The sequence below is a fragment of the Actinomadura sp. NPDC023710 genome (assembly GCF_040639875.1).
Lineage (GTDB): Bacteria > Actinomycetota > Actinomycetes > Streptosporangiales > Streptosporangiaceae > Spirillospora > Spirillospora citrea.
On record NZ_JBFAGB010000017.1, the window covers coordinates 141,275 to 161,496 of the forward strand.

Genomic DNA, 20,222 nt, shown 5'->3' on the forward strand with positions numbered 1-20,222 from the left:
AGGGGCCATGGCGATCGCCATCAGCGACGAACACCGCGAGTTGGCACGGACGGCGCGCTCGTTCCTGCGCGACCAGGAGGCGCGGGCGGGCAACCGCGCGCTGCTGGACGCCGAGAAGGAGCCCCTGCCCGCCTTCTGGGCGGAGTTCGCCGCGCTCGGACTGCTCGGACTGCACCTTCCCGAGGAGCACGGCGGCGGGGGCGCGGGCCTGCCGGAGCTGGTCGTGGTCGCCGAGGAGCTCGGCCGCGCCGCCGCGCCCGGCCCGATGCTGCCGACGATGATCGCGTCCGCGGTGCTCGCCGCGTCGGGGGACGGGGAGCAGCGGGGCCGGCTCCTGCCCGGCCTCGCGTCGGGCGCGACCCCGGCGGCCCTCGGGCTGGACGGCGCGCTCACCGTGGCCGGCGGCGCCGCCACCGGCGACGCGGGCGTCGTGCTGGGCGGCGGCCTCGCGGAACTGCTCGTCCTGCCCGCCGGTGACGACATGGTCGTCGTGCGGGCCGGCGCGCCGGGCGTCGCGGTCGAGGTGCCCGGCAACCTGGACCCGTCCCGCCGCTCCGCGCGCGTGAGGCTGGACGGCGCCGCCGTGGAGGTCCTCGCCGGGGCCCGCGCGCACGCGACCGCCGTCGCCCGGACGCTGATGTCCGCCGAGGCGGTCGGCGGCGCGCTGGAGTGCGTCGAGACCGCCACCGCGTACGCCAAGGTGCGGCAGCAGTTCGGGCGGCCGATCGCGACGTTCCAGGCGGTCAAGCACCACTGCGCGAACATGCTCGTCGCCGCGGAGCTGGCCACGGCCGCGGTGTGGGACGCGGCGCGGGCCGCGTCCGGCCCGTCCGACCAGTTCGAGCTGGCCGCGGCCGTGGCGGCGGCGCTCGCCCTGCCCGCCTTCACCTCCAACGCGGGCCTGAACATCCAGGTGCACGGCGGCATCGGCTTCACCTGGGAGCACGACGCGCACCTGCTGCTGCGCCGGGCCGCGACGCTGGAGGCCGTCGCCGGCCCGCACGCCGCGGAGCGGGACGTGACCCGGCTGCGGGCGGCCGGGGTCGTCCGGGAGGCGAGCCTCGACCTGCCGCCCGAGGCCGAGGCGCGGCGCGCGGAGATCCGCGGGCTGGCCCGGGAGATCGCCGCGCTGCCCCGGGCCGAGCAGCGCGAGAGGCTCATCGAGACCGGTTACGTCCAGCCGCACTGGCCGCGCCCCTGGGGCGTGGAGGCGAGCGCCGGGCTGCAACTGGTCATCGAGGACGAGTTCCGCGCCGCGGGCGTGAAGCGCCCCCAGCTCGGCATCACGAGCTGGGTGATCCTCACGCTCGTCCAGCACGGCACCCAGGACCAGATCGACCGGTGGGTGCGCCCGGCGCTCACCGGCGAGGAGGTCTGGTGCCAGCTGTTCAGCGAGCCCGACGCCGGGTCGGACGCGGCGGCCGTCAGGACCCGTGCCGTCAAGGTGGACGGCGGCTGGCTCGTCAACGGCCAGAAGGTGTGGACGAGCGGCGCCCAGTACTGCCGCTGGGGTTTCGCCACCGTCCGCACCGACCCCGACGCGCCGAAGCACTCCGGCGTCACGATGGTCGTCGTCGACATGCACCACCCCGGTGTGGAGGTCCGGCCGCTGCGCCAGACGACCGGCACCTCCGACTTCAACGAGGTGTTCTTCTCCGACGTCCTCGTCCCCGACGCGGACGTGGTCGGGACGCCCAACCAGGGGTGGACGGTCGCCCGCGCAACCCTCGGCAACGAGCGGGTCAGCATCGGCGGCGGCGTCGGGGGCCCGCCCGGACCCGACGTGTTCCGGCTCTACGCCGAGCGCGGCGACCGCGTCCCGGCGGCGGCCGAGCGCGTCGGCGCCCACGCCGCCGAGGAGCAGGCCCTGCGCCTGCTCAACCTGCGGTCCGCCGAGCGCGCGGTCGCGGGCGGCGAGCCGGGCCCCGAGGGCAACATCACCAAGCTCGTCCTCGCCGAGCACGGCCACGCCACCGCCGCACTCCTCGCCGAGTTCGCCGGGCCCGAGACCGCGTTCACCGAGGGCCTCGGGCAGGCCGCGGGCCTGATGCGCCTAGGGTCCCGCGGCATGTCGATCGCGGGCGGCACCTCCGAGATCACCCGCAACCAGATCGCCGAGCGCATCCTCGGCCTGCCCCGCGACCCGCTGATCCGGTAGGGGCGGCCGGCCCCGGCGCGGCCGCGCCGGGGCCGGGGCCTTCCGGGACCGGCGGCTCAGGACCGGCGGCGGTTCTCCGCGTCCAGGGACGGGTTGCCGGTCATGTGCCTGATGCCGGCCATGTCGGTGCCGGGCGGGACGACCTCGTCGATGGCGTCGAGGGTGGCGGCGTCGAGCCGGACGTCGGCGGCGCCGAGCAGGTCCTCCAGTTGCGCCATCGTCTTCGGTCCGATGATCGTCGAGGTGATGGCCGGGTGCTCGGCGACGAACCCGAGGGCCAGGTGGGTCAGCGAGAGGCCCGCCTGCTCGGCGATCTTGGTGAGGCGCTCCACGGCGTCGTAGCGGGCCGAGACGCTGGGGTCGGTGTCGACCGTGCGACCCCGCCATGCCGGGTTGTCCGAGGGCGCGAAGCGGGCGCCCTCGGGGGCCTGCTCACCGCGCCGGTACTTGCCGGTGAGCCAGCCGCCGGCGAGCGGGCTCCACGGGATGACGCCCATGCCGTGCCGCCGCGCCGCGGGCAGCATCGACTCCTCGATCGACCGCGCGAAGATCGAGTACTGCGGCTGCTCGCAGACGAACCGGACGCCGCCCCGGCGCTCGGCGGCCCACTGGGCCTCGACGATCCAGTCGGCGGGGAAGGACGACGACCCGACGTAGAGCACCTTGCCCTGGCGGACGAGGTCGGTCAGCGCGTCCAGGGTCTCCTCGAGGTCGGTCTCCCAGTCGCGGCGGTGCATCTGGTACAGGTCGATGCGGTCGGTGCCGAGGCGGCGCAGGCTGTCCTCCACGGCGCGGACGATGTAGCGCCGGGAGCCGCCCCGGGCGTTGCGCTCCTCGCCGAGCGGGAAGAAGAACTTGGACGCGAGGACGACGTCGTCCCGGCGGCCCTTGAGGGCCTTCCCGACGATCTCCTCGCTCTCCCCGGCCGAGTACATGTCGGCGGTGTCGATGAAGTTGATCCCGGCGTCCAGGGCCCGGTGGACGATGCGCTCGGACTCGCCGTGGTCGGGGTTGCCGACGGCGCCGAACATCATCGCGCCGAGGGTCTGGGTGCTGACCTCGACGCCGGTGCGGCCGAGCTTGCGGTACTGCATGCGTGCTCCTCGTCAGTGGCTCGCGCAGAACGCTAGGTGCTGGAGCGCGCTCCAGGTCAAGGCCCGGCCGTCGCCTCGTCGAGCCAGTCGTACCAGGCGTCCAGGCCGTCGCCGCGGGTCGCCGAGACGGGCAGGACGCACAGCCCGGGGCACAGCCGGCGGGCCGCGTCCCGGCAGGCGTCCATGTCGAAGTCGACGTACGGCAGCAGGTCGGTCTTGTTGAGCAGCAGGACGTCCGCGCCGCGGAACATGTGCGGGTACTTCAGCGGTTTGTCGTCGCCCTCGGTGACGGACATGAGCACGACGCGGGCACGCTCGCCGAGGTCGAACAGCGCCGGGCAGACGAGGTTGCCGACGTTCTCGACGAACACCGTGGAGCCGTCCGGCGGCGCCAGCGCGGCCAGCGCGCCGGCCACCATCGCGGCGTCGAGATGGCAGCCGGCGCCCGTGTTGACCTGGACGGTCCGGGCCCCGGCGGCGGCCAGGCGCCGCGCGTCCAGCAGCGTCTCCTGGTCGCCCTCGATCACCGAGATCGGGCGGTCCGGGCTCAGGTCGGCGACGGTGCGCGCCAGCAGCGTCGTCTTCCCCGAACCGGGGGAGCTCATCACGTTGAGCGCGGCGATGCCGCGTTCGGCCAGCCACGCCCGGTTCCGGCCGGCGAGGTCGTCGTTGCGGGCCAGGACCCTCTGGCCCAGCGTCACGACGTGCCCGTCCTCGTGCCCATGCCCGTGTCCGTGGACGGGATCGTGGACGTGGACGTGGCCGGGGGCGTCCCCCGGGGCCGTCAGGGTCGTCAGGCGCGCGGCGTCCTCGCCGTCGCAGCCGCAGGTCTCACACATCGTCGGCGACCTCCACCGCTTTGATCGTCAGGTCGGCGCCGCCGCTGATCACCACGTCGGCGCTGCCGCACGGGCACATCGCGAGCGGGTCGCGCGCCGGGAACGAGACACCGCAGTCGGCGCAGTCGCCGACGCCCTCCGGCTCGGTGATGTCGAGCCGCGCGCCCTCGACGCACGTCCCCTCGCCGGCCAGTTCGAAGCAGAAACGCACCGCGTCCGGCATGACTCCGGAAAGTCTCCCAATTTCCAGGTGCACCACCACCACCCGCGAATCGGGCAATTGGGTAGAAATTGCCGCGATGACGCTCTCCGTCACGGCCAATTCGTGCACGCGCCCTCCCGGCCCGCTTCCATTGTCCCAGCGCCGTTCTGCTGCCCCGATCTCCCCAGGTCAAACGGTGTGTTTACCGAATCGGGGAAATGCCTTGGGGGGCTTTTCGGGCGGTGTTTCGCGCCGTTCCCCCAGGGCAACCGCATGGGTGATGACCGCAGTCGGTCGAGGGGGGAAGCGATGACGAGCGTCGCTCCGGCGCAACCGCTGACGGACGAGATCCACATTCTGTGGACGTCCGAGGGAATGAGCTGCGACGGGGACACCATCTCGGTGACCGCGGCGTCGCTGCCGAGCATCGAGGACGTCGTCCTCGGCGCGATACCGGGCCTGCCGAAGGTCCATCTGCACAACAAGGTGCTCGCCTACGAGAACGGCGACGAGTTCATGGAGGCGTTCCGGCAGGCCGCGCGCGGCGAGCTGGCGCCCTTCATCCTCGTCGTCGAGGGTTCGATCCCCAACGAGAACATCAACGGGGACGGCTACTGGACGTCGATGGGGAACGACCCCGAGACCGGCGAGCCGATCCCGGTGAACACGTGGATCGACCGGCTCGCGCCGAAGGCGTGGGCGGTCGTGGCGATCGGGACGTGCGCGACCTACGGCGGCATCCACGCCATGGCGGGCAACCCGACGGGCTGCATGGGCCTCGCCGACTACCTCGGCTGGGACTTCCGCTCCGCGGGCGGGCTGCCGATCGTGAACGTGCCGGGCTGCCCCGTGCAACCGGACAACTTCATGGAGACGCTGCTCTGGGTGCTGCACCAGGCGGTCGGGCAGGCGCCGGTCATCCCGCTGGACGACCGGCTGCGCCCGACGTGGCTGTTCGGCAAGACCGTCCACGAGGGCTGTGACCGCGCCGCCTACTACGAGCAGGCCGACTTCGCGCGCGACTACAACTCGCCGAAGTGCCAGGTGAAGATCGGGTGCTGGGGCCCGGTCGTGAACTGCAACGTCACCAAGCGCGGCTGGATGGACGGCGTCGGCGGCTGCCCCAACGTGGGCGGCATCTGCATCGGCTGCACCATGCCCGGCTTCCCGGACAAGTTCATGCCGTTCATGGACGAGCCGCCCGGGGCGAGCCTCTCCACGACGCTGCTGCGGTCCTACGGGCCGTTCATCCGGAAGATGCGGTCGATCACCAACAAGGGCGCGAACCGGGAGCCGAAGTGGCGCCACAACCGGGAGAGGCTGACCAGCGGCTACCAGCCCCGCTGGCCGCACCAGTGAGCGAGGCCCGCGCCGGTGGTCGGCCCCACCGGCGCGGTACGGCCTGACCAGAAAAGACACGGACGCAGGACGGCCGCGCCGATGGACGGCGGCCAGGGCGATGGAACAGGGGCTAGTCATGGAGCGGGGCGAGTCATGAAGCAGGGGACGCAGGCGCGAGGCGAACGGGCCGCCACGCAGTCGGGGCTCGTCGAGGTGGCGTTCGACCCGATCACCCGGATCGTCGGCAACCTCGGCATCTACACCAAGATCGACTTCGCGAACGGGCAGGTGGCCGAGTGCCGGAGCACCTCGTCCATCTTCCGCGGCTACAGCGTGTTCATGAAGGGCAAGGACCCGCGCGACGCGCACTTCATTACCAGCCGGATCTGCGGCATCTGCGGCGACAACCACGCGACCTGTTCGATCTACGCCCAGAACATGGCCTACGGGATCAAACCGCCGCCGCTCGCCGAGTGGATCATCAACCTCGGCGAGGCCGCCGAGTACATGTTCGACCACACGCTGTTCCAGGACAACCTGGTCTTCGTCGACTTCTGCGAGCGGATGGTCGCCGAGACGAACCCGGGCCTGCTCGCCACGGCCAAGAACACCGACGCGCCGCGCGGCGACGTCCACGGGTTCCGCAAGATCGCCGACATCATGACGGCGTTCAACCCCTTCGAGGGCTCGGTCTACAAGGAGGCCCTCCAGCTCAGCCGCATCACCCGCGAGATGATCTGCCTGATGGAGGGGCGCCACGTCCACCCGTCCACGCTGTACCCGGGCGGCGTGGGGACGGTCGCGACGCCGCAGGTGTTCACCGACTACCTCGTCCGGCTGACCCGCTGCCTCGACTTCGTCAAGCGCGCCGTCGCGATGAACGACGACATCTTCGACTTCTTCCTGGAGTCGCTGCCCGGCTACGACCAGGTGGGCCGGCGGCGGACGCTGCTCGGCTGCTGGGGCGCCTTCCAGAACCCCGACGTGTGCGACTACGACTACCGGCACATGTCCGAGTGGGGCCGGGCCGCCTACGTGACCCCGGGCATCGTCGTGGACGGGCAGCTCCTCACGACGGACCTGGTCGACATCAACCTCGGCATGAGGATCCTGCTCGGCAGCTCCTACTACGACGACTGGGTGAACGAGGAGACCTTCGTCAAGGAGGACCCGCTCGGCAACCCGATCGACCAGCGGCACCCGTGGAACCAGACGACGCTGCCGAGCCCGCAGAAGCGCGACCTCGACGGCGGCAAGTACAGCTGGGTGATGAGCCCCCGCTGGCGCCACCCCGGGACCGGCGACCACCTCGCGCTCGACACCGGCGGCGGGCCGCTCGCCCGGCTGTGGGCGACCGCGCTGGCCGGCGAGGTCGACACCCCGTACGTCCGCTCCACCGGGCACAGCGTCCAGATCGACCTGCCGAAGACCCCCGGTATGCCGGAGGTCAACCTGGAGTGGAAGCCGCCGCAGTACGCCAACACGATCGAGCGCGACCGCGCCCGCGCGTACTTCATCGCCTACGCGGCGGGGATGGCGCTGCACTTCGCCGAGAAGGCCCTCGACGAGGTCCGCTCCGGTCGGACGAAGGTGTTCACCGACTTCGACGTCCCGGACGAGGCGATCGGCTGCGGGTTCCACGAGGCGGTCCGCGGCGTGCTGTCGCACCACCTCGTCATCCGCGACGGCAAGATCGCCAACTACCACCCGTACCCGCCGACGCCGTGGAACGCCAGCCCGCGCGACTCCTACGGCACGCCGGGCCCCTACGAGGACGCCGTCCAGGGGCAGCCGATCTTCGAGGAGAACGGCCCGGACGACTTCAAGGGCATCGACATCATGCGGACCGTCCGCAGCTTCGACCCGTGCCTGCCGTGCGGCGTGCACATGTACGTCGGCAACGGCCGGACGATCGAGAAGCGGCACTCCCCGATGTTCGGCGCCCAGGAAGGCCAGTGATGGGCTGGGACGACGAGCGCGTCCGCGAGCACGTCCAGCGCCTCGAAGGGCTGCTCGACGGGCTCGACCCCGGGGCGCACCAGGCCGTCCAGGCGCTGGTGGAGCTCTACGGGGAGGCGCTCGGCCGGATCGTGCGGCTCTGCGCGGACGCCTCGGAGCTGGCCGGCGACGAGCTGCTCTGCCACCTGCTGGCCATGCACGGCCTGCACCCCGAGGCGCCGGAGGCGCGGGTCCGGCGGGCCCTCGCCGCGCTGGAGGCGTTCCTGGCCAAGCACCGCACGTCCGTGGAGCTGACCGGGGTCGACGGGGAGTCGGTGCGGCTGAAGGTCGCGACCGAGGGGCGCGCCGCCGCGCCCCGCCCGGTGCTGGACGCCGTGGAGCGGGCGGCCCTCGCCGCGGCGCCGGAACTGGAGCGGGTCGAGATCGAGGCGCCCGCGCCGGAGAAGGTGCTGATCACTCTGGACCAGGTGCGGAGCCGCGTATGACGCCGGGGCTCTCCACACCGAGGCTGGCCGCGCTGGCCTCGGCTCCGCCGCGCCCGGCGCCGCCGCCGGGCGAGGCCGTGGAGCGGTGCGAGCTGTGCGCCGAACCCGTGCACGACGCGCACCGGCACCTGCTCGACCTGGAGAAGGGCGAGCTGCTGTGCGCGTGCGGGGCGTGCACCCTCCTGTTCGACGGCCGGCCGGCGGGCGGGCGGCACTACCGGCTCGTCCCGGACCGGCGGCGCGAGCTGACCGGCTTCCACCTGGACGGCCCGCTGTGGGCCGGTCTCGGCATCCCGGTCGACCTGGCCTTCTTCACCGTCTCCGGGACGGGCGAGGTCACCGCCCGCTATCCGAGCCCGGCAGGGGCGCTGCACGCGGCCGTCCACGCCGCGAGCTGGCGGCGCCTGGCCGAGGCGAACCCCGTCCTGGCGGAACTGCGCCCGGACGTGGAGGCGCTCGTCGTGCACCGGGCGCGGGACGCGGCCGAGCACTGGATCCTCCCGATCGACGACTGCTACCGGCTCACCGCCCTGCTGCGCGAGCACTGGACGGGCTTCACCGGCGGCGACGCGGTCTGGCATCACATCGGCGCGTTCTTCACCGAGTTGACGGCGGCCCGGGCGGCCGCCGGGGAGAAGAGGGGAACACGATGATCAGAGTGGGGAAGCCCGACGTCACTCCCGACAGGCCCTCGCACACGAGGGGCGTCCGCGAGGGCAACCGGACGGGCAACTACGACAAGCAGGTCGGGCACCTGCCCGACGGCACGTCCACCGCGGCCCGCTCGACGGGGATCAACCCGGAGACCCACGGCCCGATCCTCGATTCGATGCCCAATCTCTCACCAGCATGAGCGCAGCGAACCGGGGGGTGTGGGGGGTCGTCCCCCCACGGGTGACGGGCATGAGCGCAGCGAACCGGGGGGTGTGGGGGGTCGTCCCCCCACGGGGATTGAGCATGAGCGCGGCGAACCGGGGGGGCGCGGGGGGTCGTCCCCCCTCGAAGGGGCAGGGCATGAACGAGACACCGGAGCTCGGGCTCGACCTGGTCGGCATCGAGCCGGAGAAGTTCGCGGCGACGCCGACGCTTAGCCTGCGGATCGGGCTGCGGCGGCTGGACGGCGGGCCCGTCCAGTGCGTGCTGCTCACCACGGTGGTGACGATCGCGGCGGCGCGCCGCGGCTACGACGACGCCGAGCGCGACCGGCTCGCCGGGGTGTTCGGCCCGCCGGAGATGTGGGACCGGTCGCTGCGCGGGCTGACCTGGGCGCGCGTCGGCACCACCGTGCCGACGTTCCAGGGCGGGACGGAGGCGACGCTGTCCCTGCCGTGCGGGCACGACATGCAGGTCGCGGCCGACCGGTACCTGCACGCGCTCGGCGGCGGCGACGTCCCGCTCGACCTGGCCTTCAACGGCACGGTCTTCTACCCCGGCGAGGACGGCGCGCTGCGCACCGGGCAGATCCCGTGGCACCACGAGGCCACCGGCGACCTGCCCCTCCAGGTGTGGCGGGACCTGATGGGCCGCTACTACGGCACCGCCCGCTGGTTGCGGCTGGACGACGACTGCTTCGGCCGCCTCTCGGCCTACCGGGCCCGCCGCGCGCACTCCTCGTTCGACGACACGGTCGACGAACTGCTGCGCCAGGCCGAGAAGCGACGTGGGGAGGAAGAGTGGACCGCCTGAGGGCGATCGCGGACACCGTCCTCTACGAGGGGTACCTGCTCTGGCCGTACCGCCGGTCCGCCTTGAAGAACCGGCAGCGCTGGACGATCGGGAGCGTCTATCCGCGCGGCTACGCCGAGCGGAACAGCGACCACTGGACGGTCCACGCCGAGTTCCTCCTCGAAGCCGTCCCCGGCGCCGACGTCGAGGTCACGCTGCGGTTCCTGCACGCGGTGCACCGCCAGGTGATGCACGGCGACGGTCCCGTGGACGAGATCCGCGTCGGCGACGAGATCTGCACCAGCTGGCAGGAGGCACGCGAACGCGAGCTCACCAGCGGCCCGATCGCGGTCGAGCGTCTCGTGCGCGCTCCCGTCAGCGTCCCCGTCGAGGTGGCCGCGGGTGCCGAAGAGGAGGCCGTGGAAGGCAAGGCGTCGTGCAGCGGCGGCGGCGTGCGGTTCGTCCGGTCGTGGGAGCGGGTGGACGGGCGGGTCGAGGTCTCGGCCGTGCCCGCCGGGGACGGCGTGGTGCGGCTGCGCGTCGAGGTCGTCAACACCGGCGCCGCCGGGGAGCGCGAGGACGCCGTCCGCGCCGGGATGCTGTGCGCGCATGTCGTGGCGCGCACGGACGGCGGCGCGTTCGTGTCGCTCACGGATCCGCCGGAGCGGCTCGCGGGGGCGGCGGCCGCGTGCGGCAGGGACGGGCTCTGGCCGGTCCTCGCGGGGGAGCCGGGCAGCCGCGACACCGTCCTCGCGGCGCCGATCGTCCTCTACGACTGGCCGCAGGTGGCGCCGGAGAGCCCGGGCGACCTGTTCGACGGGACGGAGATCGACCAGCTGCTGATCCTCAGCGTGCTCAGCCTCACCGAGGACGAGCGGCGCGAGATGGCGGCGACCGACCCGAAGGCGCGGCAGATCCTGGAGCGGTGCGGCGCCCTGTCGTCCGGTGAGCTGCTCGCGCTGCACGGCACATTGAGGGATCCGCGGAGGGACGTGTGGTGAGCGGGGAAGACGTGAGCGGGGAGGACGTGGGGGCGGGCGTGCGGGAGACGGCTCCGGGGAGCCGGGTCCGGCTGCGTCCGCGCGGGGGCGCGGACATCTTCGACCTGGCGCTCGTCGGGCGCACCGCCGTCGTCGAGCGCGTCGAGGAGGACATGGAGGGCGGGGTGCACCTGGTCGTCGCCTTGGACGACGACCCGGGCCGCGACCTCGGTCCCTACAACCAGCTCGGGCACCGCTTCTTCGTCCGGCCGGACGAGGTCGAGCCGCTGCCGGGGGAGGCGCCGTCCCGCAAGGTGCTCGTCGCGGGGATCGGGAACGTCTTCCACGGCGACGACGGGTTCGGGGTCGAGGTCGTCCGGCGGCTGCGGACCCGTCCGCAGCCGCCCGGCGTGGACGTCGTCGACTTCGGCATCCGCGGCATCGACCTCATGTACGCGCTCGGCGACGGCTACGAGGCCGCGGTCCTGGTCGACGCGGCCGAGCGCGGCCACGCGCCCGGCACCGTGTCGCTGGTCGAGCCCGGCCCGGACGACTTCGGCGGCGTCGCCGTCGACGCGCACGGCCTCGACCCCGCGCAGGTGCTGCGGCTGGCCCGGGACAACGGCCCGGTCCCGCCGCGCATCCTGCTCGTCGCGTGCGAGCCGTCGGCGCGGACCACGGACGCCACCTGGGAGATGAGGCTCAGCGCGCCGGTCGGCGCGGCGGTCGAGGAGGCCGCCGGGATGGTCGAGCGGCTGCTGGCGGAGGAATTCACGCAGGAACTCGCGCAGGAGGGAGCGGGGGGATGAGGAAAGGGATCTGCAGGGGCCGGGGCGTCGTCCGGCTGATGCTCGGACTGGTCGCGGTCGGCGCGATCGTGGTGCTCGTCAAGGAGGTGCCGGCGCTGCGCCGGTACGTCAAAGCCGAGTCGATGTGATCGGGGACGCGGAGCGGACGCTCGTGACGACGATCGAGCGGCGGCTCGTCGGCCATCTGAAGGACGCGCACGCGCTCCAGGAGCACACCGAGGCCGCGCTGAGCGAGATGCTGACCGCGGCGGCCGACGAGCCGGAGCTGTGCCGGCCGCTCGGGCACTACGCCGAGCGGTCGCGGGCGTACACGAGGGCGATCGAGGCGCGGCTGCACGCGCACGGGTCGTCCCCGAGCATCGCGCGCGACGCCGGGACGCTGCTCGCGTCCGTGCTGGAGGGCGGCATCGGCCACGGCCACCGCGACCCCGTCAGGCACATGCGGGACGCCTACGTCGCCGTCCACCTGCAGATCGGGGCGGGCGAGACGCTGCGGCGGGTCGCCGACCGCGCCGGGGACGGGGAGACGGCGGCGGTCGCGGCGGCGATGTGCGAGGACGCCCACGCGATGTCGCACGAGCTGTCGGACCGCTGGGACCTCGCCGTGGACATGTCGCTGCGCGCCGGGCACGCCCCGTCCGCGGGGGACGGCCGGTGACCGCCGTGAAGGAGGTGTTCCGCCGCCGCGCGGAGCCGGGCGCCGCGCTCGCCGAGGAGGCCGGCGCCATCGCCGCGGCCTGCCACGCGATGGCGGCCCGCTTCCACCGCGGGGGACGCCTGCTCACCTTCGGGACCGGCGCCGCCGCGACCGACGCGCAGCACGTCGCGGTCGAGTTCGTGCACCCGGTGATCGTCGGCAAGCGGGCGCTGCCCGCGCTGTCGCTCACCGGCGACGTCGCGACGATCACCGGCGTCTGCGCCGGCGCGGGGTTCGACGACGTGTTCGCCCACCAGGTCCGCTGCTTCGGCGGCCCGGACGACATCGCGTTCGGGATCTCGCCGGACGGCCGCTGCGGCAGCGTCCTGCGCGCCATGGAGTGCGCCCGGGACCGCGGCATGCTGACGGTCGCGCTGGCGGGCGGCGACGGGGGAGCGCTCGCCGGGGCGGTCGACCACCTGGTCACGGTGCCGTCCGGCGACCCGCGGGTCGTGAAGGAGGTGCACGTCACCGCGTACCACGTGCTGTGGGAGCTGGTGCACGTGTTCCTGGAGCAGCCGGGCGTGCTCGGCCAGGAGGTGACCGCGTGACCGGGTGCACGGGCGACCATTGCGTGACCTGCGCGGACGAGGCCGTCCCGGTCGTCGTCGCGCGGCTCCTCGGCGACGGCCTCGCGGACGTCGACGTCGGCGGCGGACGGCTCGAACAGGTCAGCGTGGCGCTGGTGGACGCCGATGTCGGCGACACCGTGCTCGTCCACGCCAAGGAGGCGATCGGGGTCGTGACGACGTGACCGAGATGCTCTATCCCTTCCTGTACGCGGGCGGCTCGGGGCTGGACACCCTGCTGGAGGACGTGCGCCGCTCGACGCGCGAGAAGGTCGAGGAGATCGTCCGGCTGCGCGAGGCCGTCCTGGAGCTGTACGGCGAGGACCTCGCGGCCTGCGCCGCGCGGATGGCGGACGCGTTCCGCTCCGGCGGCCGGCTCTTCACGTTCGGCAACGGCGGCAGCTCGACGGACGCGCAGGACGTCGCGGCGCTGTTCCTCAACCCGGGCGGGTCCGCGCGGCCGCTGCCCGCGCTGGCGCTCACGACCGACGTCGCCGTGGTCACCGCGCTGTCCAACGACGTCGGGTTCGAGGTGGTGTTCGCGCGGCAGCTCGCCGCGTTCGGGCGTCCGGGCGACATCGCGCTGGCGCTGTCCACCAGCGGGAACTCCGACAACCTCATCGCCGCGCTGCGGGAGGCGGCGCGGCGCGGGATGACGGTGGTCGGGCTCGCCGGATACACCGGCGGGCAGATGGCGGAGACTTCCGGCCTGCACCACCTGTTCACGGTCCCGTCGTCGTCGGTGCACCGCATCCAGGAGGCGCAGACGACGATCTACCACGCGCTCTGGGAACTGACGCAGCGCGAACTGGCGGGGGAGGGCTTCTGATGTGCCTGGCGATACCGGGCGAGATCGTGGAGATCATGCCGGACCGCCCGATGGCGAAGGTGGACGTGACCGGCGTCCGGCGGGCGGTGAACATCGCCCTGCTCGACGGGGAGCGGCTCGCCGCCGGCGACTGGGTCCTCATCCATGTCGGGTTCGCCATGTCCAAGATCGACGAGGACGAGGCGAGGGCGACGCTGGCGCTGCTGGAGGGCCTCGGCGAGGCCTATGACGACGAGATCGACGCGCTGCGGGAATCGAGGATCGACTGATGCGCTTCGTCGACGAGTACCGGGACGCGGAGCGGGCGCGGGCGCTCGCCGCCTCGATCGCCTCGCTGTGCGAGCCCGGGCGGCACTACAAGTTCATGGAGGTGTGCGGCGGCCACACGCACACCATCTACAAGCACGGCCTGGAGGACTACCTGCCGGAGAGCATCTCGCTGGTGCACGGGCCGGGCTGCCCGGTGTGCGTGATCCCGATGGGGCGGGTGGACGACGCGATCCACATCGCGTCGCAGCCCGACGTCATCATGGCGTCGTTCGGGGACATGATGCGGGTACCGGGCGGCCGGGGGTCGTTCCTGGACGCCAAGGCCGCCGGCGCGGACATCCGGATGGTGTACTCGCCGCTGGACGCGCTGAAGATCGCCGAGCGGAACCCGTCGCGGCGCGTGGTGTTCATGGGGATCGGGTTCGAGACGACCGCGCCGTCCACCGCCATGACGGTGCTGCGGGCGGCCGCGGCCGGAATCCGGAACTTCTCGGTGTTCTGCAACCACGTGACGATCCTTCCGGCGATCAAGGCCATTCTCGACTCGCCGGACCTGCGCCTGGACGGCTTCCTCGGCCCGGGCCACGTGTCGACCGTGATCGGCTGCCGGCCCTACTCGTTCATCACCGACGACTACGGGAAACCGCTGGTCGTCGCCGGGTTCGAGCCGCTGGACATCCTGCAGTCGGTGCACATGCTGCTGGCCCAGCTCGCCGCGGGCCGCTCGGAGGTGGAGAACCAGTACGGCCGGGTCGTCCCGTGGGACGGCAATCCCCGGGCACTGGAGGCGATCTCCGAGGTCATGGAGCCGCGGCCGTACTTCGAGTGGCGCGGCCTCGGCTTCATCTCCCACTCCGCGCTCCGGATGAAGGAGGAGTTCGCCGCCTTCGACGCCGAGCGCATCTTCGACATCCCGGGCGGACGCGTCGCCGATCCGAAGGCGTGCCAGTGCGGCGAGGTGCTCAAGGGCGTCCTGAAACCGTGGGAGTGCAAGGTCTTCGGGACGGCCTGCACCCCGGAGACGCCGATCGGGACGTGCATGGTCTCGTCCGAGGGCGCGTGCGCCGCGTACTACAACTTCGGCCGCTTCACCCGCGAGCGGATCAGCGAGGTCGGCCGGAGCGGCGGGGCGGGCCGGGCGGAAGACGCCGGACAGGTGAGGGAGACGGCGCGATGACCGTCCGCGAGGAACAGGTCCTGGAACGCATCGAGCGCGCGCGGGCCCGCAAGGCCCGGCTCCGCGAGGACACGATCACGCTCGCGCACGGCTCCGGCGGCAAGGCCACCCACACCCTGGTCGAGGCGGTGTTCCGGGAGGCGTTCACCAATCCGCTCCTGGACCGGCTGGACGACTCGGCGTGTTTCGCGGTGAACGGCGCCCACCTCGCCTTCACCACCGACTGCCATGTGGTGTCGCCCCTGTTCTTCCCCGGCGGCGACATCGGCGACCTGGCCGTCAACGGGACGGTCAACGACCTCGCCGTCTGCGGCGCGAGGCCGCTGCACCTGTCGGCGGGGTTCATCCTCGAAGAGGGGTTCCCCGTCGCCGACCTGCGGCGCATCGTCGAGTCGATGCGGCGCGCGGCGGACGCGGCGGGCGTCGACATCGTCACCGGCGACACCAAGGTCGTCGAGCGCGGGAAGGCCGACGGCTGCTTCGTCACCACGGCGGGCGTGGGGGTCGTGCGGTCCCGGCCGGCGGGGGAGATCCGTCCCGGCGACACCGTGCTGGTGACGGGGCCGATCGGCGAGCACGGCGTCACGATCATGCTGGCGCGCGGCGAGCTCGACCTGGAGGCCGACGTCGTCTCGGACACCGCGCCGCTGACCTGCCTGCTGGCCGACCTGGCCGACGCGTGCCCGGGCGGCCTGCGCCGGATGCGGGACGCGACGCGGGGCGGCGTGGCGACCGTCCTCAACGAGCTGGCGTCGGACGCCGGGACGGCCGTGGTGGTGGAGGAGGACGCGATCCCGGTGCGCCCCGCCGTCCGGGGCGCCTGCGAGCTGCTCGGGATCGACCCGATGTACGTCGCGTGCGAGGGCCGCGCCGTGGTCGTGGTCGCCCCGGAGTGCGAGCGGGCCGCGCTGGCGGCGCTGCGGGCCCACCCGCTGGGCGAGGAGGCCGCCGTCATCGGCCGCGTGACCGACGACCCGTCCGGCCTCGTCCTGCTGAAGACGGCCTTCGGCGGCACCCGCATCGTCGACCTCCTGGTCGGCGACCCGCTACCGCGCATCTGCTGACGCCGGGCGGCCCCGCCGGACGCCGGCGAGCGTGACGAGCAGCGACGCCGCCGTCAGCGCCGCGCCGAACCAGAGGACGCTCCTGACGCCCAGATGGTCGGCGAACAGCCCGCCGAACAGCGCGCCGACCGCGATGGAGGTGTTGTAGGCCAGGGTGTTGAGCGACATCGCGGCCTCGAACGTGTCGGGCGCGGCGGCGAGCGTCATGTTGACCTGGCACAGCTGCCAGGCGCCGAAGGACACGCCCCACACGACGAGCAGGACGACCGGCGCGGCCGTCCAGTGCCCGACCGTCAGAAGCAGCAGCAACGAGGCGACGAGGCCCGAGCAGGCGGTGACGAAGGTCGCCCTCAGGTGCCTGGACGCGGTGTGCCCGGCGATGAAGTTCCCCAGGGCGCCCCCGATGCCGTAGGCCATCAGGAGCCCGGTGATGGAGGCGGGCGAGGCGTCCGAGTCGCCTTCCAGGAACGGCCGCACGAACGTGTAGGCCCCGAAGTGGCCGAGCACGAACAGCACGACGGTGAACATGACCGAGCGCAGCCGCACGTTCCTGAGCGGAAGGGCGAACACCTCGCGGACGGGGACCGCGTTCCGCGACGGCAGAGACGGGATGACGGCGGCGACCGCGAGGAACACCAGCGCGCTGAGGCCGCTCCAGATGAGGAACGTGGTCCGCCAGCCGGTGAGGTCCTCAAGGAACGTGCCGAGCGGCATGCCCACCACGGCGGCGATCGAGATGCCGGACATCACGACCGCGGCCGCCCTGCTCGCCTGGCGCTCCGGAACGAGGCGCATCGCCATGCTCACGCCGATGGCCCAGAAGACCCCGCTCGCGAAACCCATGGTGAGCCGTGTCGCGAGGACGAGCGGGTAGTTCGGGGAGACGGCGGTGACCAGGTTCCCCGCGGCCAGGACCGCCAGGAGCGCCGAGAGCAGGACGCGGCGGTTGACGCGCCTGCTCCACGCCACGATGAAGGGCACGCCCAGCCCGGCCGAGACGCCGTACACCGTGACCATCAGCCCGGCGACTCCGACCGATATGCCGAGGCTCGTGCTCACCGGGGTGAGGATGCCGACGGGCATCAGCTCGGTGGTGAGGAAGGCGAACAGGCTGGCCGTGATCGCCGCGACCCCCAGCCATCCTCGAAGGGCCGAGTGCGGGCGCTCCTCCCGAACGGCCGCATCGCCTCTGATCGTCTCGTCGGTCGTCGTGTTCGTGTCCACCCCCGGAGTCTCGCCCCGGCGCGATCGATGAGTCCAACACATGTTTGTCATCTCATTGATCGCGATCCAAGATGGATCGATGGAGCTCCAGCAGATGCGCTACGTGGTCGCGGTGGCGGAGACGGCGAACTTCACCCGGGCGGCCGAGCGCTGCCGGGTCGTCCAGTCGGCGCTGAGCCACCAGATCGCCCGGCTGGAACGCGAACTGGGCACCCGGCTCTTCGACCGGACCAGCCGCCGGGTCCGGCTGACCCCGGCCGGTGAGGCGTTCCTGCCCGCCGCCCGGCAGGCCCTCGACGCCGCGGACCGCGCCCGCGCCGAGGTCGCGGCGGTCTCCGGCGAGATCCGCGGCCGGCTCGCCATCGGTGCCATCCCCACGGTGACGGCGGTGGACCTGCCGAGCGCACTGAAGGATTTCCACGTCCGCCATCCGCAGGTGCGGGTCACGCTGCGCATCGGAGGGAGCGCGGACCTGGCCGAGCGGGTGCGGCAGGGCACGCTGGACCTCGCGTTCCTCGGGCTGCCGCGCAGCGCCCGGCCGAAAGGCGTGCACGGCCGCGTGCTGGCGCACGGCGAGCTGGTGGCGGTGGTCGCCCCCGGGCACCCGCTGGCCGACGCGGTGGACGTCGGCCTGCGCCGCCTCGCGGACGAGGTGTTCGTCGACTTCTCCGCCGGGACGGCCGGGCGCGCCCAGTCCGACGAGGCGTTCGCCGCCGCCGGGGTCGGCCGTGACGTCGCCTTCGAGGTGACGACCCCGGACCTCCTGGTCCGGCTGGTCCGGCTGGGCCTGGGCGTCGGCATGCTCCCCGCCGCCTTCGTCACCGGGCTCGCCGACCTGCGCGTCGTCGAGCTCCGTGATCCGCCGACCCGGGTCGAGCATCTGATCTGGAGCCGCCTCGGGCCTTCTCCGGCCGCCACCGCCTTTCTGGCGGCCCTGGACGTCCCGGCGGTGCCCGCACCGCCTCGCGGCGCGGCACGGGAAACGCCGTCGGCGGAAAAGGGCGGAGCGCCGGCGGATGCGGGGGCGTGAGCCACTCGGGAAGCGCCCTCTCCGGCCGGCAACGCATATCCCGGCGCTCTTTGGGCGGAGGAGAAACGCACATCGCGCATTACTCGGGAAGGGCGACGCCGACCGGCGGCGGCGGCCACAACGACATCTACCTGACGACGAGATACCTCCCTTCGGTCCATTGAAAGCACTCGAACGTTCAATCACTCCGGGTGCGTCCTGCGTGCGGGTAAACGAGCAGGCCGAGTCGCCCTCCGAGGGCGACACGCCTTCGGCGCCGGGGCGCAGGAGGCCGGCCCGGATGGGCGGGTGGGGCCCATGGGGAGCATGGGACTGCTGTGACCTGCGGTTTTCAGGTTCTGTTGAGATTCGTTTGAGCTTCGTCCGAGGGGGCGCGGGTACGTTCGCGGGCCATGGAGGGGGAGTCGTGCAGGCCCATCTTCGTGCTCGGGTGCCCGCGCTCGGGGACGACGCTGCTGCAGCAGATGCTGCACTCGCACCGGCAGATCGCGTTCCCCTCCGAGACGCGGTTCGTGCACGTTTCCTACGATCTCCGGCACCGGTTCGGGGACCTGGAGCGGCCGGAGAACCGGCGCGCGCTGGCCGAATGGATCACCAGCGGCGAGGGCACCAAGTTCGGGGTGCTGCGGCTGGACGCCGCGGCCGTGGTCGAGGAGATCGTGCAGGGGCCGCCGACGCTCGGGTCGGCGATCGCGGCGGTGTTCCGCGCCTACGCGCGCCGGCACGGGAAGCCGCGCTGGGGGGACAAGCGGCCGAGCTACTTCCGCCGGGTGCCGATGCTCCGGCGGATGTTCCCCGACGCCCAGTTCGTCCATCTCGTCAGGGACGGCCGGGACGCGGTGAGCTCCCTGACGCGGATGCCGTGGTTCGACGGCGACATCCACGCCGCCGCGCTGACCTGGCGTGAGGCGGTCGACATGGGCACGCGCCTCCAGACCCGCCTCGGCCCGGAAACGTTCTACGAGTTCCGCTACGAGGACCTGGTCGCCGAGCCCGAGGACGCCCTGACGAGGCTGTGCGCGTTCCTCTGCGAGGAGTACGACCCCGGCATGACGACGGCGTACCGGCACGCACGGCGGACCGTGCCGTCCACGCGGAGGTGGCACCTGGGCACGCACGAGGCCGTCAACGGCCGCCATGTCGGCGCCTGGCGCGACCGGCTGGAGGGCTGGGAGGCGGACCTCGTCCAGCACGTGCTCGCCTCCCGGCTGCGCCACCACGGTTACGCGATCACGGAGGGGGCGCGTCCCGCGGCGGCGCCGCTCGTAGGATTCCACCGCCTCGCGGTGCACCGCTGGCGGGCGCGGCACGCGCAGGCCCTCCGTGAACGGCTCGCGGAGGGACGCGAGCCCAACCCCGTCGTCTCGTGGCTGAACGGTCCGGTAAGCGTGTCCTGACAGACTGAGGGCATGGACTGAGGGGACAGGTGATCCTTGCCTTCAGGTAAGGCTGTCTCGGCCGGGCGGCACGAGACTCGGCTGAAGGGTTGTCCGAAACTCTCCTGGAACGTGCCCGGTTCTCGGCCGGCCTCGGGACGCCTCCGGGCCGACCTGACTGTGGAACGGCGCAGGTAGCGTGCCGCCGAGAGCCCTGCGGGGGAGGACGTGGCGGTGGGGCGCGCGGGGACGGCGTGCCCGCGGCGCGTGCACTGGGCCCTTATCGGAAGTGGTTACCGGCAAGTAACTTATCGCCGTTTTTACCGTACCACTGACTGGGTTTACAGGACGGAGACACCTCCGTGTCCGATCGTTCACATCCGGATCGAGACACGCCAACCATTTGGCTGTATCTTGCGTGTTGCTCGTCTTCCGTTACCAATCACGATTGTTT

General features: G+C 72.7%; 23 protein-coding genes. 19 read left to right on the top strand and 4 right to left on the bottom strand.

Going from position 1 to position 20,222, the window contains the following annotated elements; translation table 11 throughout:
• The first annotated feature begins 7 nt into the window (after nucleotides 1–7).
• Nucleotides 8–2,158, top strand: a complete 2,151-nt coding sequence (locus AB0H37_RS21380; protein ID WP_360614604.1) for an acyl-CoA dehydrogenase — start codon at nucleotides 8–10, stop codon at nucleotides 2,156–2,158.
• Between the two features lie 56 nt (nucleotides 2,159–2,214).
• Here AB0H37_RS21380 and AB0H37_RS21385 read toward each other — a convergent pair whose 3' ends face one another.
• Genes AB0H37_RS21385 through AB0H37_RS21395 form a run of 3 tightly spaced genes read right to left on the bottom strand, consistent with a single transcriptional unit; the run spans nucleotide 2,215 to nucleotide 4,407 of the window.
• On the bottom strand, nucleotides 2,215–3,252 hold the full coding sequence (locus AB0H37_RS21385; RefSeq protein WP_179832601.1) for an aldo/keto reductase: 1,038 nt from the start codon (nucleotides 3,250–3,252) through the stop codon (nucleotides 2,215–2,217).
• A 56-nt stretch (nucleotides 3,253–3,308) separates the two neighbouring features.
• Entirely contained in the window at nucleotides 3,309–4,091 is a 783-nt protein-coding gene (gene hypB / locus AB0H37_RS21390; protein ID WP_329095084.1) for a hydrogenase nickel incorporation protein HypB, read from the bottom strand.
• Nucleotides 4,084–4,407 (bottom strand): hydrogenase maturation nickel metallochaperone HypA, encoded by a 324-nt coding sequence (locus AB0H37_RS21395; protein ID WP_360614607.1) that lies wholly within the window; start codon nucleotides 4,405–4,407, stop codon nucleotides 4,084–4,086. Before AB0H37_RS21395 ends, hypB begins: the two co-directional genes overlap by 8 nt.
• A gap of 195 nt (nucleotides 4,408–4,602) precedes the next feature.
• Between AB0H37_RS21395 and AB0H37_RS21400 the strand changes: the two genes are divergently transcribed.
• The 16 genes from AB0H37_RS21400 to hypE all read left to right on the top strand — a co-directional run bounded on the left by AB0H37_RS21400 (nucleotide 4,603) and on the right by hypE (nucleotide 16,138).
• Nucleotides 4,603–5,652 (top strand): hydrogenase expression protein HypE, encoded by a 1,050-nt coding sequence (locus tag AB0H37_RS21400; RefSeq protein ID WP_179832604.1) that lies wholly within the window; start codon nucleotides 4,603–4,605, stop codon nucleotides 5,650–5,652.
• A gap of 135 nt (nucleotides 5,653–5,787) precedes the next feature.
• Nucleotides 5,788–7,593, top strand: coding sequence for a nickel-dependent hydrogenase large subunit (locus AB0H37_RS21405; RefSeq protein WP_360614609.1), 1,806 nt, complete (start codon nucleotides 5,788–5,790; stop codon nucleotides 7,591–7,593).
• Complete coding sequence (locus AB0H37_RS21410; protein ID WP_329095081.1) at nucleotides 7,593–8,078, top strand: hypothetical protein; 486 nt, start codon at nucleotides 7,593–7,595, stop codon at nucleotides 8,076–8,078. The genes AB0H37_RS21405 and AB0H37_RS21410 overlap by 1 nt, the downstream gene beginning before the upstream one ends.
• The gene (locus AB0H37_RS21415) at nucleotides 8,075–8,731 is read left to right on the top strand and encodes a DUF5947 family protein (RefSeq protein WP_329095079.1); all 657 of its coding nucleotides are present in this window, start codon (nucleotides 8,075–8,077) and stop codon (nucleotides 8,729–8,731) included. The genes AB0H37_RS21410 and AB0H37_RS21415 overlap by 4 nt, the downstream gene beginning before the upstream one ends.
• Nucleotides 8,728–8,931: a hypothetical protein gene (locus AB0H37_RS21420; protein ID WP_329095077.1), complete on the top strand. Its 204-nt coding sequence runs from the start codon at nucleotides 8,728–8,730 to the stop codon at nucleotides 8,929–8,931. The genes AB0H37_RS21415 and AB0H37_RS21420 overlap by 4 nt, the downstream gene beginning before the upstream one ends.
• A gap of 161 nt (nucleotides 8,932–9,092) precedes the next feature.
• Complete coding sequence (locus tag AB0H37_RS21425; protein WP_360614612.1) at nucleotides 9,093–9,764, top strand: DUF6084 family protein; 672 nt, start codon at nucleotides 9,093–9,095, stop codon at nucleotides 9,762–9,764.
• Nucleotides 9,752–10,744, top strand: coding sequence for a hypothetical protein (locus AB0H37_RS21430; RefSeq protein ID WP_360614614.1), 993 nt, complete (start codon nucleotides 9,752–9,754; stop codon nucleotides 10,742–10,744). Before AB0H37_RS21425 ends, AB0H37_RS21430 begins: the two co-directional genes overlap by 13 nt.
• Nucleotides 10,741–11,532 carry a hydrogenase maturation protease gene (locus tag AB0H37_RS21435; protein ID WP_329095072.1) on the top strand — a complete coding sequence of 264 codons (792 nt, stop codon included), beginning with the start codon at nucleotides 10,741–10,743 and terminating at the stop codon, nucleotides 11,530–11,532. The genes AB0H37_RS21430 and AB0H37_RS21435 overlap by 4 nt, the downstream gene beginning before the upstream one ends.
• Nucleotides 11,529–11,660 carry a hypothetical protein gene (locus AB0H37_RS21440; RefSeq protein WP_360614616.1) on the top strand — a complete coding sequence of 44 codons (132 nt, stop codon included), beginning with the start codon at nucleotides 11,529–11,531 and terminating at the stop codon, nucleotides 11,658–11,660. The genes AB0H37_RS21435 and AB0H37_RS21440 overlap by 4 nt, the downstream gene beginning before the upstream one ends.
• On the top strand, nucleotides 11,657–12,190 hold the full coding sequence (locus AB0H37_RS21445; protein ID WP_179832611.1) for a DUF892 family protein: 534 nt from the start codon (nucleotides 11,657–11,659) through the stop codon (nucleotides 12,188–12,190). The genes AB0H37_RS21440 and AB0H37_RS21445 overlap by 4 nt, the downstream gene beginning before the upstream one ends.
• Nucleotides 12,187–12,780, top strand: a complete 594-nt coding sequence (locus AB0H37_RS21450; RefSeq protein WP_329095067.1) for an SIS domain-containing protein — start codon at nucleotides 12,187–12,189, stop codon at nucleotides 12,778–12,780. Before AB0H37_RS21445 ends, AB0H37_RS21450 begins: the two co-directional genes overlap by 4 nt.
• On the top strand, nucleotides 12,777–12,983 hold the full coding sequence (locus AB0H37_RS21455; RefSeq protein WP_179832612.1) for a HypC/HybG/HupF family hydrogenase formation chaperone: 207 nt from the start codon (nucleotides 12,777–12,779) through the stop codon (nucleotides 12,981–12,983). The genes AB0H37_RS21450 and AB0H37_RS21455 overlap by 4 nt, the downstream gene beginning before the upstream one ends.
• Before the next feature lie 5 nt (nucleotides 12,984–12,988).
• Nucleotides 12,989–13,627 carry an SIS domain-containing protein gene (locus AB0H37_RS21460; RefSeq protein ID WP_329098394.1) on the top strand — a complete coding sequence of 213 codons (639 nt, stop codon included), beginning with the start codon at nucleotides 12,989–12,991 and terminating at the stop codon, nucleotides 13,625–13,627.
• Nucleotides 13,627–13,896 carry a HypC/HybG/HupF family hydrogenase formation chaperone gene (locus AB0H37_RS21465; RefSeq protein WP_179832613.1) on the top strand — a complete coding sequence of 90 codons (270 nt, stop codon included), beginning with the start codon at nucleotides 13,627–13,629 and terminating at the stop codon, nucleotides 13,894–13,896. Before AB0H37_RS21460 ends, AB0H37_RS21465 begins: the two co-directional genes overlap by 1 nt.
• Nucleotides 13,896–15,074, top strand: a complete 1,179-nt coding sequence (gene hypD / locus AB0H37_RS21470; RefSeq protein WP_360614618.1) for a hydrogenase formation protein HypD — start codon at nucleotides 13,896–13,898, stop codon at nucleotides 15,072–15,074. Before AB0H37_RS21465 ends, hypD begins: the two co-directional genes overlap by 1 nt.
• Nucleotides 15,071–16,138 (top strand): hydrogenase expression/formation protein HypE, encoded by a 1,068-nt coding sequence (gene hypE, locus AB0H37_RS21475; protein ID WP_179832615.1) that lies wholly within the window; start codon nucleotides 15,071–15,073, stop codon nucleotides 16,136–16,138. Before hypD ends, hypE begins: the two co-directional genes overlap by 4 nt.
• On the opposite strand, the gene AB0H37_RS21480 is transcribed toward hypE, so the two are convergent.
• A complete protein-coding gene (locus AB0H37_RS21480) occupies nucleotides 16,121–17,362 on the bottom strand; it encodes an MFS transporter (RefSeq protein WP_360614621.1) in 1,242 nt (413 codons plus the stop codon). The two genes, hypE and AB0H37_RS21480, sit on opposite strands and share 18 nt — an antisense overlap.
• A gap of 79 nt (nucleotides 17,363–17,441) precedes the next feature.
• On the opposite strand from AB0H37_RS21480, the gene AB0H37_RS21485 reads away from it, so the two are divergent.
• Nucleotides 17,442–18,392 carry a LysR family transcriptional regulator gene (locus AB0H37_RS21485; RefSeq protein WP_179832617.1) on the top strand — a complete coding sequence of 317 codons (951 nt, stop codon included), beginning with the start codon at nucleotides 17,442–17,444 and terminating at the stop codon, nucleotides 18,390–18,392.
• A gap of 392 nt (nucleotides 18,393–18,784) precedes the next feature.
• Nucleotides 18,785–19,789, top strand: a complete 1,005-nt coding sequence (locus AB0H37_RS21490; RefSeq protein ID WP_360614623.1) for a sulfotransferase — start codon at nucleotides 18,785–18,787, stop codon at nucleotides 19,787–19,789.
• Nucleotides 19,790–20,222: the final 433 nt, after the last annotated feature.